This window comes from Cyanobium sp. Aljojuca 7A6 (assembly GCF_024346455.1).
GTDB lineage: Bacteria > Cyanobacteriota > Cyanobacteriia > PCC-6307 > Cyanobiaceae > Cyanobium.
The window spans coordinates 79,570-94,457 of record NZ_JAGQCY010000004.1 but is presented as its reverse complement, the minus strand read 5'-3'; the positions used below and the strand labels follow the sequence as shown (position 1 = coordinate 94,457).

At 68.0% G+C, this 14,888-nt stretch carries 19 protein-coding genes; 13 read left to right on the top strand and 6 right to left on the bottom strand.

The window, feature by feature from the left end; genetic code table 11:
• Both KBY95_RS05290 and KBY95_RS05285 read right to left on the bottom strand, forming a co-directional pair.
• Positions 1-1,230: a glycosyltransferase gene (locus KBY95_RS05290; protein WP_254963878.1), complete on the bottom strand. Its 1,230-nt coding sequence runs from the start codon at positions 1,228-1,230 to the stop codon at positions 1-3.
• Positions 1,227-2,189 carry a DMT family transporter gene (locus KBY95_RS05285; RefSeq protein ID WP_254963877.1) on the bottom strand — a complete coding sequence of 321 codons (963 nt, stop codon included), beginning with the start codon at positions 2,187-2,189 and terminating at the stop codon, positions 1,227-1,229. The genes KBY95_RS05290 and KBY95_RS05285 overlap by 4 nt, the downstream gene beginning before the upstream one ends.
• Before the next feature lie 98 nt (positions 2,190-2,287).
• On the opposite strand from KBY95_RS05285, the gene sppA reads away from it, so the two are divergent.
• The 11 genes from sppA (at position 2,288) to KBY95_RS05230 (ending at position 10,213) form a co-directional block, all read left to right on the top strand.
• Positions 2,288-3,100, top strand: coding sequence for a signal peptide peptidase SppA (gene sppA, locus KBY95_RS05280; protein ID WP_254963875.1), 813 nt, complete (start codon positions 2,288-2,290; stop codon positions 3,098-3,100).
• A gap of 4 nt (positions 3,101-3,104) precedes the next feature.
• Positions 3,105-3,521, top strand: a complete 417-nt coding sequence (aroH, locus tag KBY95_RS05275) for a chorismate mutase (protein ID WP_254963873.1) — start codon at positions 3,105-3,107, stop codon at positions 3,519-3,521.
• A gap of 56 nt (positions 3,522-3,577) precedes the next feature.
• Positions 3,578-4,195, top strand: coding sequence for a DUF2808 domain-containing protein (locus tag KBY95_RS05270; RefSeq protein WP_254963872.1), 618 nt, complete (start codon positions 3,578-3,580; stop codon positions 4,193-4,195).
• Between the two features lie 28 nt (positions 4,196-4,223).
• A complete protein-coding gene (gene rpmH, locus KBY95_RS05265) occupies positions 4,224-4,361 on the top strand; it encodes a 50S ribosomal protein L34 (protein WP_015108935.1) in 138 nt (45 codons plus the stop codon).
• A gap of 18 nt (positions 4,362-4,379) precedes the next feature.
• Complete coding sequence (rnpA, locus tag KBY95_RS05260; RefSeq protein WP_254963870.1) at positions 4,380-4,787, top strand: ribonuclease P protein component; 408 nt, start codon at positions 4,380-4,382, stop codon at positions 4,785-4,787.
• Positions 4,753-5,217, top strand: coding sequence for a PH domain-containing protein (locus KBY95_RS05255; RefSeq protein WP_254963868.1), 465 nt, complete (start codon positions 4,753-4,755; stop codon positions 5,215-5,217). The genes rnpA and KBY95_RS05255 overlap by 35 nt, the downstream gene beginning before the upstream one ends.
• Positions 5,218-5,292: 75 nt before the next feature.
• Entirely contained in the window at positions 5,293-6,429 is a 1,137-nt protein-coding gene (yidC, locus tag KBY95_RS05250; protein WP_254963867.1) for a membrane protein insertase YidC, read from the top strand.
• Positions 6,426-6,917, top strand: a complete 492-nt coding sequence (locus tag KBY95_RS05245; RefSeq protein ID WP_254963865.1) for a DUF177 domain-containing protein — start codon at positions 6,426-6,428, stop codon at positions 6,915-6,917. The genes yidC and KBY95_RS05245 overlap by 4 nt, the downstream gene beginning before the upstream one ends.
• Positions 6,918-6,920: 3 nt before the next feature.
• Positions 6,921-8,414, top strand: a complete 1,494-nt coding sequence (locus KBY95_RS05240; RefSeq protein ID WP_254963863.1) for an AAA family ATPase — start codon at positions 6,921-6,923, stop codon at positions 8,412-8,414.
• A gap of 160 nt (positions 8,415-8,574) precedes the next feature.
• Complete coding sequence (locus KBY95_RS05235) at positions 8,575-8,763, top strand: hypothetical protein (protein WP_216905632.1); 189 nt, start codon at positions 8,575-8,577, stop codon at positions 8,761-8,763.
• 286 nt (positions 8,764-9,049) lie between these two features.
• A complete protein-coding gene (locus tag KBY95_RS05230; protein ID WP_254964039.1) occupies positions 9,050-10,213 on the top strand; it encodes an aminotransferase class V-fold PLP-dependent enzyme in 1,164 nt (387 codons plus the stop codon).
• Here the strand turns inward: KBY95_RS05230 and aqpZ are convergent.
• From aqpZ to yidD, 4 genes are all read right to left on the bottom strand, one after another.
• Complete coding sequence (aqpZ, locus tag KBY95_RS05225) at positions 10,195-10,917, bottom strand: aquaporin Z (RefSeq protein ID WP_254963861.1); 723 nt, start codon at positions 10,915-10,917, stop codon at positions 10,195-10,197. The genes KBY95_RS05230 and aqpZ overlap by 19 nt on opposite strands.
• Positions 10,918-11,018: 101 nt before the next feature.
• Complete coding sequence (locus KBY95_RS05220; protein WP_254964038.1) at positions 11,019-12,536, bottom strand: UDP-N-acetylmuramoyl-L-alanyl-D-glutamate--2,6-diaminopimelate ligase; 1,518 nt, start codon at positions 12,534-12,536, stop codon at positions 11,019-11,021.
• A 55-nt stretch (positions 12,537-12,591) separates the two neighbouring features.
• Positions 12,592-12,858 carry a glutaredoxin family protein gene (locus KBY95_RS05215; RefSeq protein WP_254963859.1) on the bottom strand — a complete coding sequence of 89 codons (267 nt, stop codon included), beginning with the start codon at positions 12,856-12,858 and terminating at the stop codon, positions 12,592-12,594.
• A complete protein-coding gene (gene yidD / locus KBY95_RS05210; protein WP_254964037.1) occupies positions 12,858-13,094 on the bottom strand; it encodes a membrane protein insertion efficiency factor YidD in 237 nt (78 codons plus the stop codon). Before yidD ends, KBY95_RS05215 begins: the two co-directional genes overlap by 1 nt.
• A 137-nt stretch (positions 13,095-13,231) precedes the next feature.
• On the opposite strand from yidD, the gene rpsD reads away from it, so the two are divergent.
• Together rpsD and KBY95_RS05200 are read left to right on the top strand one after the other, a co-directional pair.
• Positions 13,232-13,840, top strand: coding sequence for a 30S ribosomal protein S4 (gene rpsD / locus KBY95_RS05205; protein ID WP_254963858.1), 609 nt, complete (start codon positions 13,232-13,234; stop codon positions 13,838-13,840).
• A gap of 127 nt (positions 13,841-13,967) precedes the next feature.
• A complete protein-coding gene (locus KBY95_RS05200) occupies positions 13,968-14,876 on the top strand; it encodes a hypothetical protein (protein ID WP_254963857.1) in 909 nt (302 codons plus the stop codon).
• The last annotated feature ends 12 nt before the right edge of the window (positions 14,877-14,888 follow it).

Here is a 14,888-nt window from a genome sequence, read left to right as displayed (position 1 = left end):
TCAGGTCATCAGGCGGTCCACGAGCTCCAGCTGCTGGGGAAGGCAGACCCGGGCCAGATCGAACCGCTCCACCACAGTCTGGCGGGCTGCCTGCCTAAGCCCCGCGTGGGGCGAAGGATCGGCGAGCACCGACGCAACCCGCTGGGCCAAGGCCTGGTGATCGAAGAAATCCACCAGCAGACCATTGCAGCCATCGACGATCACGTCCTGCACCGGGGGCGTGGCCGAGCCGATCACCAGGGCACCGCAGCTCATCGCCTCCAGCAGGCTCCAACTGAGCACGAAGGGAACGGTGAGATAGACGTGGCAGGCGGTGACGCGGAACAGCTCGTGCAGCACCGGGTGGGGCACGCGGCCGACGAAATGGACCCGGCGCCGATCCAGGTCGTCGCCCAGCTCCCGCAGCATCGCCTCCTTCCAGCTGCCGCCGCCGGGGGGCGCCGCGCCGTAGCTCACCCCTTCCCCACCCACGATCACCACCTGGGCCCTGGGCCGCAGCCGCTGCAGCAGGGGAAGCATGCGCATGAAGGTGTGGAAGCCGCGGTAGGGCTCCAGGTTCCTGGCCACGAAACTCACCACTTCGTCCCCGGGGGCGAAGCTCAGGCCGGCGCGCTGCAACTGGAGGCGGGCGTGACCCTGCGGGGCGATCGCCGCGGTGTCGATACCCTCATGGATCACGCTCAGCCTGTGGCGGTAGGGGGCCGGCACGGTGCTGGCCTGCCATGGGGTCGGGGCCAGCCCCCAGTCCAGGTCCTGAAGGGCCAGCAGCTGGGGGGCCCGACGCAGGCGCAGCCGGGCCCGCAGCCGCCAGTCGGCGTCGGCAAACTCCGGGTCGAATCCCACGTCACCCCCCTGCAGCTGGTAGATGAATTCCACCTGGTGCAGGACCGGGACGTCCGGCAACAGGTCCTTCACCACCAGCAATTCGCCCCAACCCGGATGGCCGATGACCAGATCGGGGCGCAGGCCTTCCTGCAGCAGGGGCTCCAGACAACGGGCGACCGCCTCGGCCCTCAGCACCTTGGCCTGAAAATCAGCCGCCCAGGGGTGGCAAGAGGGCACCCCACCGGCCGGCAGCGGGTCGTAGCGATGCAGCGGGGTGCCAGGCAGGGGCTGGCTGGTGGGGCCACCGATCGCCAACACCCGATCGCCGCGGCGCTGCAGGGCCGGCGCCAGGTGGCGGTACTGGCCGGGGAAGTTCTGGTGGACAAACAGCAGCGTGCGGGTCACGGCGCGGCCGGCTCCGTCCTGCCGCTGGCCTGCCAGAGCCGGCCGCGCTGGTTGATCAGCAGCACCGAGATCAGGGCGAGCACGGCGCCCAGCCATTGCAGGGGCCCCAGCCGTTCCTCGAGCAGCAGCACGCCGCAGAGCACCGCGAACACCGGCGTCAGGAACGTGAGGGCCGTGAAACCGGTGAGATCACCGCTGCTGGCGAACCAGAAGAACAGTCCGTAAGCCAGGGCACTGCCGAGCAGCGCCGCATAGGCCATCAGACCCCACTGGCCCAGGCTCCAATGGGGCCAGAAGGGCACGGCCTCCGGCCGCAGCAGGGACTCGCCGCCGGCCACCAGCACCAGGGGCACGCCCCCAAGCAACATGTGCCAGCCGGTGATGGCGACCGGGTCGCTGCGGCGGGTGGCGTAGCGGCAGAGCACGGTGCCCACGGCCATCGCCGCCGCCGCCGCCAGCATCCAGGCCTCGCCATGGCTCCAGGCCTGCCCCTGGAGGGCAGGAGGGCCCTGCAGCCACCAGTGGCGCAGCACCTCCCCCGGCAGTCCCAGGCAGAGGATGCCCAGCAGGCCGATCAACAGGCCCAGCCAGCCGACCGGATTGATCGCTTCCCCGAACAGCGTGCGGGCCAGCAGGGCCACCAGCAGGGGCTGGGAATCGATCAGCACCGAGCCGAGGCCGGCCCCGGTCTGACCCAGCCCCCGGGCCAGCAGCCCCTGGAACAGGCTGCCGTCGATGGCGGCGAACAGCAGCAGCCAGGGCCAATCCACAGGGTCAATGCGCCAGGAGCGCCCCAGGACGCGGGCCGCCAGCAGCAGCACCACCCCGGCGGGCAGCAGCCGCAGGCTGGCCAGCATCGCCGGGGACGCCCCCACCAACAACGGCTTCATCGCCGCCATCGCGGTGCCCCAGAGGGCGAAGGGCAGAAGCATCAACACCCAGCGCAGGGTCCGGGGCATGGGGCGTGCGGCCTGGGTCGGAGGTGGAGGGGTGAACGGCGTGGCAGCGGGCCCATCAAGGGCTTCTTTTTAAGATCCAGCCACAACGCCTTTCCACAATGCCCTGGCCCTGGCGCCGCAAGTCCCGTCGAACAATGGCGCGCATCGCCATCGAAGGGCCGATCGCCGGGGGTACCCGCGTCCGGGTGCTGAAGGCCATCGAGCAGGTGCAGCAACGGGAGTGCCCCGCGCTGCTGCTGCGCATCGACAGCCCCGGCGGCACCGTCGGCGACAGCCAGGAGATCCATGCGGCCCTGCTGCGCCTGAGGGAGAAGGGCTGCCGGGTGGTGGCCAGCTTCGGCAACATCTCCGCTTCCGGCGGGGTCTATGTGGGGGTGGCGGCGGAGAAGATCGTCGCCAATCCCGGCACCATCACCGGTTCGATCGGTGTGATCCTGCGGGGCAACGACCTGTCCCGCCTGCTGAAACGGATCGGCATCCGCTTCGAAACCGTCAAGAGCGGCCTTTACAAGGACATCCTTTCGCCCGACCGTGCCCTCTCCGAAGCGGAACGGCAGCTGCTGCAGGAGCTGATCGATTCCAGCTACGGCCAGTTCGTCGCCGCGGTCGCCACGGGGCGGGGCCTGGAAGAGGCTGCTGTGCGCGCCTTCGCCGACGGGCGGGTGTTCAGTGGCGCCCAGGCCTTGCCCCTGGGCCTGGTGGACGTCCTGGGTGACGAGGAGAGCGCCCGCCTGTTGGCGGCGGAGCTGGCGGGGCTGGATCCGGAGAAAACCCGCACCGTCAGCTTCGGCAAACCGCCCAGAAAGCTGCTCGGCCTGCTGCCGGGAGCCACACTGCTGCAGCAGCTGTCCCAGTCCCTGAGCCTGGAGCTGGCCTGGACTGGCCAGCCCCTCTGGCTCCATCGCCCCTGACGTCATGAAGCCTGGTCTCGAGCTGAGGGCCCTGCGGGGAGCCACCACCGCCAGCGCCAACAGCGGCGAAGCGATCGCAGAGGCCGTGGCCGAATTGATCGACGCCTTGCTGCAACGCAACGGCCTGGTGGGAGATCGGGTGCTCTCGGTGACGTTCTCCGTCACGGCCGACCTGGACGCCTGCTTCCCGGCCGCCATCGCGAGGCGCCGGGCCGACTGGGGCCGGGTGGCCCTGCTCGACTGCCAGCAGATGGCGGTGGCCGGCGACCTGCCCCACTGCATCCGCCTCCTGGCCCATGCCTGGATGGAGGGCAACCGGGAAGTGGTGCATCCCTACCTGCGAGACGCCGCCCGGCTGAGGCCCGATCGGGCTGATCCGGACCACCCCCCGGCCCCAGCCAGCTCCCCCGCCGACCACTGAACTCGCGCCAGGCGCACGGGCGTGTTGAGACTTTCACAATCACGTTTCTTCCAGCCATGCCTTTCATCCCGCGCCAGCGGTCCCATGCCCTGGGCCTGATCGGCCGTCTGGGCACCGCCGGCCTTGGAGCGCTGGCCGTGGCCACGGCCAGCGTCCTCTCCCCTGTCGCCACCCCACCTTCCCTCGCCCAGGGCACGCCCGGGCTGATGGAATTCCGCTGGGAGAACAACAGGGATTACCGCAAGCTTTATTTCTTCACGACCGACACCACCCGCATGCAGCGGGCGGAGTACTACCTGATGCTGCGGCCGAAGGACCGCAAGACCGCGATTCTGAAGTTGAGCATCAGCGTTCCCACCCACTTCGACACCACGATCGATCCCAAGCAGGTCAAGCTCTGCAGGATGAGTGAAGGGGGAATGCTGAAGAGAACCCGCTGCCTGGAAACGATCCCGGCCACGATCGAAGTGTCGGCCAATGGCAAATCCATCGACATTTTCCCTGAAACCCCTGTCTCCGACAAGGACACCATTGGCGTCTACATGAACGTGTTCAACCCGTTCAACGCCGGCATGTATCAGTTCAACGCCCTGGCCCAGGCCCCTGGCGACATCCCCGTCTCGGGCTACCTGGGCAGCTGGCTGATCCAGATCGTCCCCAACAACACCAACTGATAGGGTGACCCACTGAGCAAGCAGCAGCATGACGAAGCGCACACTGGAAGGAACAAGCCGCAAACGCAAGCGGGTCTCCGGGTTTCGGGTGCGGATGCGCACCCATACGGGTCGTCGCGTCATCCGCACCCGCCGTCGCCGGGGTCGGGCCCGCCTGGCGGTCTGAGGCCGAGCGGGAGGGGTTGTGGCCCTGCCCCAGCAGCATCGGCTCAGGGGCCGACGGGTTTTTGATCGCCTTTATCGCCAGGGTCGCCGTTTCCAGGGTCCGGCCCTGCTTCTGCGCATCCTTGCCGCGGATCAGTCCCTGCTTCCTCCCGGCACACCTCCATGCCCCAGCCCCTGGCGCTGCGGCATCGTTGTCAGCAGCAAGGTCAGCAAGCTGGCGGTTCGCCGCAACCGCCTGCGGCGTCTGTTCCACGATCAGTTGCTGCGCCACCCCCCGACGCCAGCCAGCCCCCTCTGGCTGCTGATCACGCTCAAGCCCGGCTGCCTCGAGCGCGGTGAGGCCCAGCTGCTGGGAGAATGCACCCATCTGCTGCGCCAGGCAGGATTGCTCCTTGACCCCGGAGGACAGGGTGGAGAACAAACTTGAGATCAATGAAACGGTCTTCTACGAGGGGGGACCGGCCAAGGGCGATCTGGTCATCAACCTGCTGTTCGGCCTCACCCTGATCGGCATCCCCTTCGCCGTTGGGGCGATCGTGCGGGCCCTGTGGCTACGGTTCCGCATCACCAGCCGGCGCATCAGCGTCAGCGGCGGCTGGCTCGGCCGCGACCGCACCCAGGTGGTTTACAGCCAGATCCGCGAGGTGCGCTCCGTCCCGCGGGGCTTCGGCGCCTGGGGCGACATGGTGCTGGTGCTCAGCGACGGCGCCAAGCTCGAAATGCGGGCGGTGCCCCGCTTCCGCGAACTCGAGACCTACATCGAGGAACGCCGCGACAGCCGCAGCAAAGCCAGCCCCCGGTCGCCCGGAGCCACCGGTCCTGCCGGCTTCGCGCCCCCGGCCCGGGAAAGCGCCTGACCACCTGACCCCCATCTGGTCTCCCCGGTCGGGCACACTGGCAGCCGAGATTCCCCACCCCAGCGCACCCCTGCCGTGATCGGCTACATCTCCGACAACCTGCTGCTCCCGATCCTTGATTTCTTCTACGGATTGGTTCCCAGCTATGGGCTCGCGATCGTGGCCCTCACCGTGGTCATCCGCCTGGCCCTGTTCCCGCTGAGCGCCGGCTCGATCCGCAGCGCCCGGCGCATGCGCATTGCCCAGCCGGTGATGCAGCAGCGCCAGGCGGAGATCAAGGCCAAGTACGCCAACAATCCGCAGAAGCAGCAGGAGGAACTGGGCGGCCTGATGAAGGAGTTCGGCAGCCCCCTGTCGGGTTGTCTGCCCCTGCTGGTGCAGATGCCGATCCTCTTCGCCCTGTTCGCCACCCTGCGGGGATCGCCGTTCGCGGATGTCCCTTACCCGATCAACCTCAAGGTGCTGCCGGCCGAGGAGATCGCAGCAGTGGAAACCAAGCCCTTCAACAGCGCCAGCCACTCCATCTTCATCAGCGAAACCGAGCACGTTCCCGTGATCGCCAGCCTCGAGGGCGGCACCAAGCTCGGCGTGGGTGACAGCACCACGGTGGAACTGCACGGCAAGGACGGCACCAGCTTCAGCTCCCTGCTGGGCACGGTCGAGCACGGCGAGAGCTTCACCCCCAGCTGGGTGGTGACCAAGGGCGAGGGTGTGGTGAAGGTGGATGACCAGGGCAAGATCACGGCCCTGACCACCGGCGACGCCACCGTTGAGGCGCGTATCCCCGGCCTGGCCGCCCGCAGCGGTTTCCTGTTCATCAAGGCCCTGGGCCAGGTGGGCTTCTACACCGATGGGGCGATCAACTGGGACATCGCCATCCTGGTGGGGGCCTTCGGTGCCTCCCTGTTCGCGTCCCAGCTGCTCTCAGGCATGGGCATGCCCGCCAATCCCCAGCAGGCCACCGCCAACAAGATCACGCCGGTGATGATCACGGCGATGTTCCTGTTCTTTCCGCTCCCCGCCGGGGTGCTGCTCTACATGGTGGTGGCCAACGTGTTCCAGGGGGTCCAGACCTTCCTGCTCACCCGAGAGGCCCTGCCCGACAACCTGCAGGCGATCCTCGACAAGCAACTCGCCCAACAGCCGGCCACAGCCACGGCCGGCGCAGGTGGCGGCGGCCGGTTGCCCTTTGAGCCCAAGGCCAAGAAATGATTCCCCGGCTGCAGCCACTGCCCCTGCAGGAGTTGCGGCTGCTCAGCGACGGTCGCACCTGGACGGTCGACCAGCCCATCGCGGGGCTGGCCAGCCTCACCCCGGTGCGGGGCCAGATGCGGGCCATTCACCACGGCACGGTGCTCGCGGTGGAGGGCACGGCCGAAACAATCATCACCCTCTGTTGCGACCGTTGCCTGCAGTCCTATAACCACGTCCTTGCAGCCAAGGCCCGCGAGCTGCTGGAAATCGGCGTGGCGGGCCCCCAGGAGGAAGAGGTGGTGTTCGCAGCCGAGGATCCGGTGGAATGCCTGGATCCCGGCAGCAACTTCGATCCGGAGCGCTGGCTGTTCGAACAGCTCACGCTGCAGTTGCCCCTGGTGAACCGCTGCGGTGCGGACTGTCCAGGCCCACCGCTCTCCCAGGGCGACGCCAACGGGGATGGAGCCGGTGATCCCCGCTGGGCGGCCCTCCGCTCCCTGCGCTGAGCCATGGTCCATGACCTGGCCGATCAGCTGGATCTTCTGATCCGCTCCCGCACGCCGATCCTCTGGATCCGCAGCCTGGAGGAGGAGCGGGTGGAGGGGCTGCTGGAGCGGGCCGCCGAGCGCCTTGGGGGCCGCACCCTGCTGCGCTGGGACTTCATCGGCGGGATGGCCGGGGCCCCCAACCTGCAGGGCCAGGCGGTGCGCCAGCCGATGGCGGCCCTCAGTGGCCTGGACGGGCTCCCCGCCGAACAGGGGGCAATCCTGCTGCTGAAGGACTTCCATCGCTACGCCGATGATCCCGGCGTCTGCCGGCGGCTGCGCAACCTCGCCGTGAGCCTGCGGCAGGTGCCCCACACCCTGGTGATCAGCGCCCCTGAGTGGCAGATGCCGCGGGAGCTGGAAGACAGCGTTACCCTGCTGGAACTGCCCCTGCCGGAGGCCCGCGAGATCGGCCGGCTGCTGCGGGCGATCGCCGAGGCCAGCGGCCAGCCCCTGACGCCCAGTGTCCTGGAGCAACTCACGGCCGCCTGCCACGGGCTGAGCGAACAGCGGGTGCGCCAGCTGGCCGCCAGGGCCCTGGCCCAACGGGGCCAGCTGGGGATCGAAGACCTGACGGAGGTGCTGGAGGAGAAGCGCCAGGCCATCGCCCGCAGCGAGCTGCTGGAGTACTGCCCCACCGAAGCCACCCCCGCCGACATCGGCGGCCTGGACACCCTCAAACACTGGCTGGAGCAACGCCACCGGGCCTTCAGCGAGGAGGCCCAGCGCTACGGCCTGCCCCTGCCCAGGGGGGTGCTGCTGATCGGTCCCCAGGGCACGGGTAAATCGCTCACCGCCAAGGCGATCGCCCACAGCTGGGCCATGCCGTTGCTGCGTCTCGATGTGGGGCGCCTGTTCGCGGGCCTGGTGGGAGCCAGCGAAGCGCGCACCCGGGAGATGATCCAGCGGGCCGAGGCCATGGCCCCCTGCGTGCTCTGGATCGATGAGATCGACAAGGGCTTCGGCGGCGGCGGCGACGGCCGCAGCGACGGCGGCACCAGCCAACGGGTGCTGGCCAGCCTGCTCACCTGGATGGCGGAGAAGAGCAGCGCCGTGTTCGTGGTGGCCACCGCCAATGCGGTGGAACGGCTGCCGGCGGAACTGCTGCGCAAGGGCCGCTTCGACGAGATCTTCCTGCTGGAACTGCCCGATGCCGAAGAGCGCCGGGCCATCCTGGATCTGCAGCTGCGGCGGCGGCGGCCGGCCCACACGATTCCGCTGGACGTGCTGGTGGACCGCACCGCCGACTTCTCCGGCGCCGAGCTGGAGCAGACCGTGATCGAGGCCATGCACCTGGCCTTCGGCGAGGGCCGCGAGCTGGGGGAGGCCGATCTGATCGCTGCCGCCAGCCAGGTGGTGCCCCTGTCGCGCACGGCCCGGGAGCAACTGGAGGCCCTGCGCAGCTGGGCCAGCAGTGGCCGCGCCCGGCCGGCTTCCGGGGCCGGGCGGCTTCCATAAGGCAAATCGGCACGAAAGTGGAAGACTTTCATTGCATCCATGCGGCCCGATGTAACGGCTTCATGAAGAACAACCACGCCTGGTAACAGGTTGGCCGCGGTGAGGGTGACGCAAGAGACATTGCCCGTAGCGTCTGGCGAACATCCCTGAAATCGCCGCCGTGACCCCGAGCCCCAGCCCCCGCACCGGCAGCGAACTCACCTCCCAGCTCGCCGTGGCCAGCCTCGGGGCCGGCGTGATCACCACCCTGGCGGTGGCCCAGGGCCAGAGCCCCCTCACAGCCCTTGGTATCACACTGTTCTCGGCCGTGGCGGCCGTGGTGGTGGGCCAGGTGATCTCGAGCAACTGAGGACGAAAATCAAAAGTTGTTCAGGATTGACTCCTGTCCACTGATTCTTTCTGTGCTGAGTGATTCAGCACGGAGAAGTTAATCATGGGCTGATGTGACACCGAACGGTTCACAGGATCGCTTGGGCGATTCATCCGTCGGTCATTGACTTTGCTTGGAGTAGGAGCCGTGTGAGGCCGCGACTGGATCCGTTAGGGCTCCAGCAGGAGGCGTCCACTGCCATGCTTCAGCGGCGCTCCCACCCCTGCCCTTGCCCGCCGAGCCCCCCATCCCCCTGCGGGAGCTGATGCCCGCCCTGGCCAACAAGACGTACTTCAACTACGGCGGTCAGGGCCCCCTGCCCTCACCATCGCTGGCGGCGATCAGCGAGGCCTTCACCACCATCCAGGAGCTGGGCCCGTTCAGCGACGACGTCTGGCCCTATGTGAATCGCACCATCTCAGGGCTGCGGCAGCGGCTGGCGACCTGGTTTGGCGTCGATGCGGAGCGGGTGGCCTTCACCGAGAACGTCACCTCGGGGTGTGTGCTGCCCCTCTGGGGCCTGCCCTGGCAGGCGGGCGACGAACTCTTGGTGAGCGATGCCGAGCACTACGGGGTGGTGGCCGCCCTCGAGGAGCTGGCCCGGCGCCACCAGCTGCGGATCACCTCCCTGGCAGTGGCCGATCTGACCGGTGGGGCCGGGGACACGGCAGCGGCCGTGGGCCGACGGCTGGAGGCGGCCCTCAGCCCCCGCACCCGCCTGGTGGTGCTCTCCCACCTGCTCTGGAACACCGGCCAGACGATGCCGATCGCGGCGGTGGCGGCCCAGCTGGCCGGCCATCCCCGCCATCCCTGGCTGCTGGTGGATGCGGCCCAGTCCCTGGGCAGCCTGCCGGTGGCCGCAGCGGCTTCTGCTGCCGACATCTATGCCTGCACCGGCCATAAGTGGTGCTGCGGTCCGGAAGGGCTCGGCGCCGTGGCCCTCTCCGAGCGCCTGCTGGCAGAGAGCAGCCCCACCCTGATCGGCTGGCGCAGTCTGGAGCACGACGGGCCCGGTGCCGGGGGCTACCACCGCGATGCCCGTCGTTTCGAGGTGGCCACCTCCTGCACGCCCCTGCTCGCAGGGCTGGACCAATCACTGCAGCTGCTGGAGGCCGAAGGGGAGGCCGAGACACGGCTAGCAGCGATCCGGGAGCGCAGTGTCCAGTTGTGGGAAGGCCTGCAACGGCTTGCTGGGGTCCGCACCCTGTTGAAGGTGCCCCCGCCGGCGGGCCTGGTGAGCTTCACCTTGGCAGGCCCCACGGGAGAGCCCCTCGATCCGGGGGCCATCGTCAAGCGACTGGGGGATCGGGGCATCTGGTTGCGCACCCTGGAATCCCCCGCCTGCATGCGGGCCTGCACCCACCTGGTCAGCACCGCTGACGAGGTGGAGCGGCTGCTGGCTCAGCTGGCTCAGCTTTCGGTGGGCTGAAAGAAGGCCTTGTAGAACCAGCCGGCCAGCAGGGCACCAACGATCGGGGCCAGCCAGAACAGCCACAGCTGGCCGATGGCCTCGCCACCCACCCACAGGGCCACGCCGGTGCTGCGGGCCGGGTTCACCGAGGTGTTGGTGACAGGGATGCTGATCAGGTGAATCAGGGTGAGGGACAGGCCGATCGGCACACCGGCGATGGCGCCGAGCTCCTGTTTGTGAGTGGCTCCCAGGATCACCAGCAGGAAGATGAAGGTGAGGATCACCTCGATCACCAGGGCCGCCAGCAGGCTGTAGCCGCCGGGGGAGTGGGCACCGAAGCCATTGGTGGCCAAGGGGTTGGAGCCCACCAGCTCAAACCCGGGACGGCCGCTGGCCACCAGCTTGATCACGCCGCCGGCGATCACGCCGCCGAGCACCTGGGCCACGATGTAAGGCAGCAGGCCGGAACCCGGGAACTTGCCACCGGCCCAGAGGCCGAAGCTCACCGCCGGGTTGATGTGGCAACCGGAGACATGGCCGATGGCATAGACAGCCGTCAGCAGGGTCAGGCCGAAGGCCAGGGAGACGCCCAGGAAACCCAGGCCCAGCGGATTGGCGGCGGCGTTGTCATAGGGGAAGACGGCCGCCAGGACGGCGCTGCCGCAGCCGCCCAGCACCAGCCAGAACGTACCGATCAGTTCCGCCAGGAACTTCTTCGGCATGGGAGTGGACGCGGCCATATACATCGGTGGATTGCATCGGTAAGTTACACCCGAACGGAACCGCACCAAGCGGATCGTGTTCATCACAAGGCAAAAACACCTCAGCCGGCGGCGCTTGCCATCAAGGCCCTGGCGGCCTCCTCCCGATCATCGAAATGCACCTTGGTGGTGCCGAGGATCTGGTAGTCCTCGTGGCCCTTGCCGGCGATCAACACCAGATCCTGCGGCGTCGCGGCGGCGATGGCGGCGGCGATGGCGGCGGCCCTGTCGCCCTCCACCACCAGCTCAGTGCCGGCAGGGATCCCGGCCACCACATCGTCGAGGATCCGCTGGGGGTCTTCGGTGCGGGGGTTGTCGGAGGTGACCACCACCGCATCCGCCAGGCGGGCCGCGATCGCCGCCATCTGGGGCCGTTTGCTGCGGTCGCGGTCACCGCCGCAGCCGAACACACAGATCAGCCGGCCATCGGTGAAGGGCCGGCAGGCCGCCAGGGCGTTCTCGAGGCCATCGGGGGTGTGGGCGTAATCCACCAGCACTGCCGGCAGGGCCACCCCGGCCGGGCCGTCCACCCGCTCCATGCGTCCCGGCACGCCCCGGAAACTGGCCAGGCCGTCGAGCAGCAAAGGCAGGGGCAATCCCTGCTGCAACAGGGCCCCCACCGCCTGCAGCAGGTTCATCAGATTGAAACGACCCACCAGGGGGGATCGGAAGGGCCCCTCCCCTGACGGGCAGTGCAGCCTGCCGCTCACCCCGTCGGCGCCCATCACCAGATCGCTGATGTGCAGCTCCACCGCCGGATCCTCCAGGGAGCTGCGCCAGCAGGGACCGGACTCCCCCTCCCGCAGCCGCTCGGCCAGCCTGGCGCCCCAGGGGTCATCCACATTCACCACGGCGCCGCCTGCAAGCAGCTCCGGGGCGAACAGCCGGGCCTTGGCCTCGAAATAGGCCTGCATCGACGGGTGATAGTCGAGGTGGTCCTGGGTGAGGTTGGTGAACACCGCTGCGGCGAAGCGGCAGCCGGCCACCCGCTGTTGATCGAGGGCGTGGGAGCTCACCTCCATGGCGGCGATGGCGCTGCCGGCCACCACAGCCCGGGCCAGGTCGGCCTGCAGAAGATCGGCGAAGGCGGTGGTGTGGGTGGCGGTGGCGCTGTACCCCGGCCAGCGGTTGTGCAGGGTGCCGAACAGGGCGGCCGGCCGGCCGGCCGCCGCGGCCAGATGCTCGATCAGATAGGTGGTGGTTGTCTTGCCGTTGGTGCCGGTGACGCCGATCAGGGCCAGGCGCCCGCTGGGCTGGCCCCAGAACTCCGCCGCCAGCTGGCCGGCCCACAGAGCCAGGGGCGGCTCCACCACCAACACCGGATCGCCCGGGGCCGGGGGCCGGGCCGCCGCCGCCGCCGGCCCGATCACCGCCGCCACGGCGCCGGCGGCCAGCACCTCGGGCCAGAAGCTGCCGCCGTCCACAGCCGTGCCGGGCAGGCCGACAAACAGGGTGCCGGGGCCGACGCGGCGGGAATCGCAGCTGACCCCGCTCACCGTCGCCTGGGCCAGGGCGCCGGTGGGGTCGGGCAGCGGCGGCAGGCCCACCTGATGCAGGAGCGGCTGAAGCAGCGGTGACATGGTGGCGCCGGCGGCGTCCGGCGGGACGAAGCTGGCGCCTGTCATAGCGTGATGCTCAGCGGACACCCTGCTTGGTCAGCCAGGCTCGCAGCTGGGCTCCTGCCAGGCGGGGGGACACCCGAGGCAACTCCCGCAGGGGGCCGTCGTCACCGGCTGCCACAGCCAACACGGGGACGGCCAGCCCGTAGCGCCCTTGCAGGGCCGGATCGGTGTCCACGTCGATCAACAGCAGCGGCTGGGGGGGATCCAGGGCACGAAGCTTCTCCTCGAGGCCTTCGCACAGGCAGCAGCCCTGGCGGGTGAACAGCAGGAGCTCCTGCATCAATCCGGGACCGGGTCGCAGCCGCAGGGGGTGAAGGGATGGCAACGGCCCACTCGCTTCAAGGTGAGCCAGCCCCCGCGCCAGGGTCCGTGGCGGCCGATCGCCTCCAGCCCATAGGCGCTGCAGCTGGGAATGAAGCGGCAGCGGGGACCCAGCAGGGGCGAAAGCCAGCGACGGTAGGCGCCGATCAGGGCCAGCAGCAGGGTGGCCACGGCAGCCGAGAAGGCCGCTGGGATCCCTGTGGGACTGTCAACGCCTAAGGTGAGTGGTTGGCGCTGCACGCGCAAGGCATCCGGGTTCGTCCAGCATGCCGCAACCGTGAACCGCGCCGTCGGCCCCTGGGCCGCACCCACCACCTCCTTCACCTTCCCTTATGTCTCGCTACCGCGGCCCTCGCCTGAGGATCACGCGGCGCTTGGGGGACCTTCCCGGTCTCACCCGTAAGGCCGCCAAACGGTCTTATCCCCCCGGTCAGCACGGCCAAGCCCGTCGCAAGCGCTCCGAATACGCGATCCGTCTCGAAGAAAAACAGAAACTGCGTTTCAACTACGGCATTTCCGAACGTCAGCTAGTGCGCTACGTGAAGAAAGCCCGTGCCCAGGAGGGTTCCACCGGAACCAACCTGCTCAAGCTGCTCGAAGGCCGACTCGACAACATCTGCTTCCGCCTCGGCCTCGGTCCCACCGTCCCCGGCGCCCGCCAGTTGGTGAACCATGGCCACGTGACCGTGAACGGCCGCGTTGTGGACATCCCCAGCTTCCAGTGCAGGGCCGGCGACGTGGTCGCCATCCGCGAGCGCAAGTGCAGCAAGGCCCTTGCCGAAGCCAACATGGCCTTCCCCGGCCTGGCCAACATCCCTCCCCACCTGGAGTTCGACAAGGCCAAGATGACCGCCAAGGTGGGCGGCCGCATTGAGCGCGAATGGGTCGCCCTAGAGATCAACGAACTGCTGGTGGTGGAGTTCTACAGCCGCAAGGTCTGAACGGCTTCCACAGCAAACCCTCCCAGCCCTCGCCCAACGGCGGGGGCTTTTTGTAGCCAGCCTCTGAAGAAACTCAGCATGGCCAGCAGGTTTGCAGCCTATTATCCCAACAAATCAGAAAGAGAGTATGGACAAACGAATTGTCCTGGTGGCCAATCTTCCGTGTTCGGCGGGGACCTATCTCTTTCACTACATCGCCAAAGCGCTGGACGCTAACGCCTGGCTCACCGGTGAAACCAACCCTTACTCCTACAATTCACCAACGACATACTTCCCGGAGGATCCCCTGCATCGGGTTCGAGCTCTGGAATTATTTTCCAGACAAGAGGCGCTTAAGGAATACTCAAGACGGCTTGAGTTGCTCGTCGACACCTTCCTCGCCAACGACGCCGCCTCGGTCTTGATGATCCGCGACCACAGCTTTGGTGAGGGCTGGAGACTACGACATTTCCCTGATGGCTCAGCCACTCCAGCTCTGGTTGAGATCCTGGACAGCCGTCAGATTCCCCACACCTGCTTCTACACCCATCGCGACCCGTTCGACACCTGGCTGGCCATGCGCCGCTCCTTCTCCTCGATGGCGAAAGCGTTCAAGCGCCTGGATGACTACGCAGATTTCTATTTCAATAGCTGGCTGGCCTGGAAGAACCACAGCCATCCACTGAACGACCTTCACATGCAGACACTCGCCTTGCATGAGCAGCGGGAGAAAGATCGAATCCGCTCATCTGTTCTTGGCATGACCACTGCGACCCGTCTCGAAGTGGCTGAACAACCGATCCAGATTTCCCGCGCGGAGATGGGCTCTGGAGCCAGTGGCCGCAAGGCCGAACGCCCCCTGATCATGGAGCGCCACCCCTTCACCACAGATGTCTTTCGTGAAGCCGTGCACTCACAGTCACTGCACAGATTGCGCGAGGCTCTGGGCTACGAGACGCCGATCTCCATGACGACAAGGACGAGGCTCTCCTGCCTCACGCAGGATCTCAAGGCCGTGGCACGTCGCCTTAAGCAGGGAGGCTCTTCAGGCACTTGATGGCTTCTGATT

Excerpts from the sequence above, each read along its gene's own strand:
- KBY95_RS05285 (WP_254963877.1), bottom strand. The coding sequence starts at position 2,189 with ATGCCCCGGACCCTGCGCTGGGTGTTGATGCTTCTGCCCTTCGCCCTC.
- sppA (WP_254963875.1), top strand. The coding sequence starts at position 2,288 with ATGCCCTGGCCCTGGCGCCGCAAGTCCCGTCGAACAATGGCGCGCATC.
- aroH (WP_254963873.1), top strand. The coding sequence starts at position 3,105 with ATGAAGCCTGGTCTCGAGCTGAGGGCCCTGCGGGGAGCCACCACCGCC.
- KBY95_RS05270 (WP_254963872.1), top strand. The coding sequence starts at position 3,578 with ATGCCTTTCATCCCGCGCCAGCGGTCCCATGCCCTGGGCCTGATCGGC.
- rpmH (WP_015108935.1), top strand. The coding sequence starts at position 4,224 with ATGACGAAGCGCACACTGGAAGGAACAAGCCGCAAACGCAAGCGGGTC.
- KBY95_RS05245 (WP_254963865.1), top strand. The coding sequence starts at position 6,426 with ATGATTCCCCGGCTGCAGCCACTGCCCCTGCAGGAGTTGCGGCTGCTC.
- KBY95_RS05240 (WP_254963863.1), top strand. The coding sequence starts at position 6,921 with ATGGTCCATGACCTGGCCGATCAGCTGGATCTTCTGATCCGCTCCCGC.
- KBY95_RS05230 (WP_254964039.1), top strand. The coding sequence starts at position 9,050 with ATGCCCGCCCTGGCCAACAAGACGTACTTCAACTACGGCGGTCAGGGC.
- aqpZ (WP_254963861.1), bottom strand. The coding sequence starts at position 10,917 with ATGCCGAAGAAGTTCCTGGCGGAACTGATCGGTACGTTCTGGCTGGTG.
- KBY95_RS05220 (WP_254964038.1), bottom strand. The coding sequence starts at position 12,536 with ATGTCACCGCTGCTTCAGCCGCTCCTGCATCAGGTGGGCCTGCCGCCG.
- KBY95_RS05215 (WP_254963859.1), bottom strand. The coding sequence starts at position 12,858 with ATGCAGGAGCTCCTGCTGTTCACCCGCCAGGGCTGCTGCCTGTGCGAA.
- rpsD (WP_254963858.1), top strand. The coding sequence starts at position 13,232 with ATGTCTCGCTACCGCGGCCCTCGCCTGAGGATCACGCGGCGCTTGGGG.
- KBY95_RS05200 (WP_254963857.1), top strand. The coding sequence starts at position 13,968 with ATGGACAAACGAATTGTCCTGGTGGCCAATCTTCCGTGTTCGGCGGGG.